Raw genomic sequence first — 3,553 nt, forward strand, 5'->3', positions numbered from 1 at the left:
CCCGCACTGGCGCCCGTACCGACCCCAGCGCTCGCGGCAAAATCGAGCCCGGTGCGGCCTCCGCCGCAGGCTTGCAGGCCCGACAACACCGCCAGACACAGTGCCACTCGCCACAGGCGGCGAGCATGCAATCGTTGCGTTGGACAGCGGCGGCGGTCGCGCGAGCATACCGCCGAGCACACACGGCGCGCCGTAAGGCACGCAGCATGTATGAAGCCAGCTAACGGCACGTCCTGATACACCACCTTTGCAGCCCGACTATGGTGCACGTGCCTCCGATCTGCCCGCAGAGAATGTGGGGTGTGCAGCGCGGAGGCGCCCTGTCCGCCGTGGGGGAACAAAAACGGATGCCCGGCACCTGACCGTGGGACGTGCAGACATATCCCGGCTTGCAGCCTTCGACGCCTCCCTGACCCCCCGCGCCCCCGACGCCGCCGGCTCCTCCCTGCCCGGCGACTCCCCCGACGCCGCCGATGCCTCCCTGACCATCTCCGCAGGTTTTGAGGCACCACATGTCAGACCCCACTGCAGTGCACACGCCTTGAACCGAGTGGCACGCCGGGGTGTCGCTGCAGGGCGGAGGCAGTCCGCCCACCTTGAGCCCGCAGAAACGAATGCCCGGTATCCGGCTGTTGGTCGTGCAGAAACCCGCCCGGCAACCTCCAGGAAAGCCTCCCTGACCCGGATAACGACCAGCAATGCCACCCGTGCCGCCACCGAAACCGCTGGCGCCCCCGAAGCCACCGAAACCGCCCACACCCGCACCCAAACCGCCCGAGCCACCGACGCCAGCCTGGCCACCGAAGCCGCCGGTGCCACCTGGTGCACCACCAGTACCGCCGACTCCGCCAGCGGCGCCCCGGGCCCCAGCGCCACCGGCGCCCCCGAGGCTGCGGGTCCCTCCCGATCCGCTGCCAGCATTGCCGGCAGCTCCGGCGGTGATCGTCCTGGCGCCGCAGCCCGCCAGGGCCATGCAACCCGTCGCAACCCAGACGGCGATCGAAAACCTCGATGCATACGAAACTGGGTCTCTGGGCATCGCTAAGCTCCAACGTTGGCTGCCAGCGCAGCACCTAATCGGTTCAGTGGCATCGGGACCAGACTCGCACGACCGTCGGGTTCGATGCGGCCGAAGCGTTCCAGACATGGTTGATGCGTTGCAGAATTACCCCGTATGCCCAACTACCAAATGTCCGATTCGAGGTCTACGGATTGACCGGTGGCACAATGGGTACCATGGGGTTGGGGTCGAGAAAACCAGGCACATACCCGTCTTCGGTCTGCTCGATGTTGTAGCTCAACGAATACACGTTACAAACGCCCGCAGGCTCGGGGATGGCAGGGATGTTCCCCGACAGGCCCGCGCTCCGAACCCAAAGGTGCAGATAGAACGTCTGGTTGGCCTGGCAAGCGACGTCCAAGGTGTAGTCCAGAGCGGTGCCCCCGCCCTGCCACGTGAATCCGCCGTTGTTTGCGCCCGCGGTGTTCGGCACGCAGGCGTCGGGGTTGTCGGGCCCTGACCAGCAATACCAGAGCTCGTACTGGTCCCGAACGCCGACCTCGGTCTGGAGCGTTGCCCGCGCTCGAAGGTACTGCTGCACCCCCGGAGTTCCTTCCTGGCACGTGGCTGTCGCGACGAAGCGGTCGTGATCGGGGCAGAACGAGCTCGCGTTTCCAAGGCAATTGACGCAGGTGTTGCTGGCAAGGTCGCAGAAGTGACCGGGATCGCATCCCTGGTGGCATAATTTGTAGAACCCAAACGGCTGTGGCCAGGTGCTGAAAGGGTGAGGGGTCAGGCGACCAGTGATGGTTCTCGAGGGACCGGCGAACGAAGAGCCTTGATGGAAGTCGAGCCAATCCCCGGTGGGCGCCCAGATCGCTTCCATGTCCGGGGGACAACTTGGGCCCACGGGAGGGGAAGGGGGCTCCGGGAAGTTACCCACACACGGATTCTGGCCGTCGTTGCCGGGGTCGTCGTCCTGAAACGTAGCGGCCGTGGCGATGGTTTGATACGTGAGTGCGGCTTCATCGTACTTCGCACGATAGCCAAACAACTCATCCCCCGGCTTGGAAGCAAGGTCGGCGATCAGGTCCTGGATGTGTTTGCGCAAACGGCAAGGTGCTTCCAGGCTCGGATAGAAGTTCGCACCCGACCACGTCACGTAGATCGGGCTCGTGTGGACGCGCGGCGCGCGCAAGCTCACCCAGGCGCCCTTGTGCCACTGCCCCGGATTCGTGCCGAGGGTGAACTGGCACTGGTGATACTGCTGCGCTCCCGCGTTGCCGTTCCATTGGCAGTTGTTCTGAGTCCTGCCGTTGACCAGTACTTCGATCAACCCGCTGTCGACAAGTTGCGTCCAGGCTCCAAAGTTAAGCTGTAGCCCCTGATGTTGAGGGCCCACATCGAGCGTGTCGCCAATATGCTTGACGTCGGTGGGGCTACCTACCTACGCGTCCAGATTCGCCTTGGTGCCTTGATCATACACGGCCTGGGTCCGCCCTTCCTTCATGGCAGCTAGGTACTTGGCAAAGGTCAGCGTACCGTCGTCGACGAGAACGCCTGTGCGCAACTGGCCGATTTGTCGCTGGAAGCAGCGATTGTCGCTGGCACCCACGATCCCGATACGAAAACCGCTGTTCTGAAGGTCGCGCCATGCCTGCCACGCAGCCCTAGTCAGTGCAATGCCCGGCTCGGTCGTCTCCACCGCCATGAACTGTATCCTCGCGCCGTTGTCGAGGGCGACCTGTACGGGAAGCTCAAGCGGGGTCAAGCCCTTGCCGAGCCACGTCTGGTTCAGACTCCAGTTGGAGGTATGGTTCACGCCGATGGCGTCGGCTCCCTTAGCCATGGCCCACGGCACAATAGCGAGCCCGCTTGGGGCATCAAGCTGCCACGGGCAGGACGCACCACCCGGGCAAGGGCCCATCGAGGTGAGGTCGTTCAGGCCGAGCGCTGTAATGTGGCCCATTTGGCCTGACAGCCAGCCCGAGACCTCCAGATCGTAGTGTATGATCCTGCCATTCTGAGTAATGTCCTGATTGTTAAGCAAGTCCCATTCTTCCCAGGTACGGAAGCGCCCCGGCTGCATATCTCCGCCGGTCGAGTGCCACACGAGCACGTCGGCTACATCGAGACCCCGTTTCGCCATCGCATCGAATATGACGCTTTGGGCTAGCTGTGGATCGTTGGGCGTGCAGTCTGCCGTATGAAGGTGTGGATCGGCCCAGATCCAGCGGAAACCAGGTGGATCGCCCGGTCCGCTCGCTTGGGCCACTTGACCCTCGTTATCCTCCTCGCTGTCGGACGGAGTGCCCGACTCGACAGCCTCCGTGCCCGCATGCGCTCGCACCGCGTGCTGCGGAATAACGACCTGACCCGCGTTGAGGCTTGGGGATATCCGGGCGGGTGCGGCGGTGGCGGCCAGTAGCTGGAGCCCACGGTCACCGGCCGGACTCTTTCGCGTCCCTACGGGCTCCTAATGTGGCGGAGCCGCACAACGGCGCGGCAAAGGTACACGCGTCGAAGCGCTGAACGTGCAGCGCTGCGTGGGAC

Annotated in this window: 2 protein-coding genes and 1 pseudogene; all 3 read right to left on the minus strand. The window is 64.3% G+C overall.

Annotation, left to right across the window (positions count from 1 at the left end):
• Window positions 1–700: 700 nt before the first annotated feature.
• Window positions 701–886, minus strand: a pseudogene (locus tag MJD61_12190) (hypothetical protein).
• Between the two features lie 319 nt (window positions 887–1,205).
• Window positions 1,206–2,336, minus strand: a complete 1,131-nt coding sequence (locus MJD61_12195) for a hypothetical protein (GenBank protein ID MCG8556029.1) — start codon at window positions 2,334–2,336, stop codon at window positions 1,206–1,208.
• A 111-nt stretch (window positions 2,337–2,447) separates the two neighbouring features.
• Window positions 2,448–3,275 (minus strand): hypothetical protein, encoded by an 828-nt coding sequence (locus tag MJD61_12200; GenBank protein MCG8556030.1) that lies wholly within the window; start codon window positions 3,273–3,275, stop codon window positions 2,448–2,450.
• Window positions 3,276–3,553: the final 278 nt, after the last annotated feature.

This window comes from Pseudomonadota bacterium (assembly GCA_022361155.1).
Taxonomy (GTDB): Bacteria; Myxococcota_A; Polyangia; order Polyangiales; family JAKSBK01; genus JAKSBK01.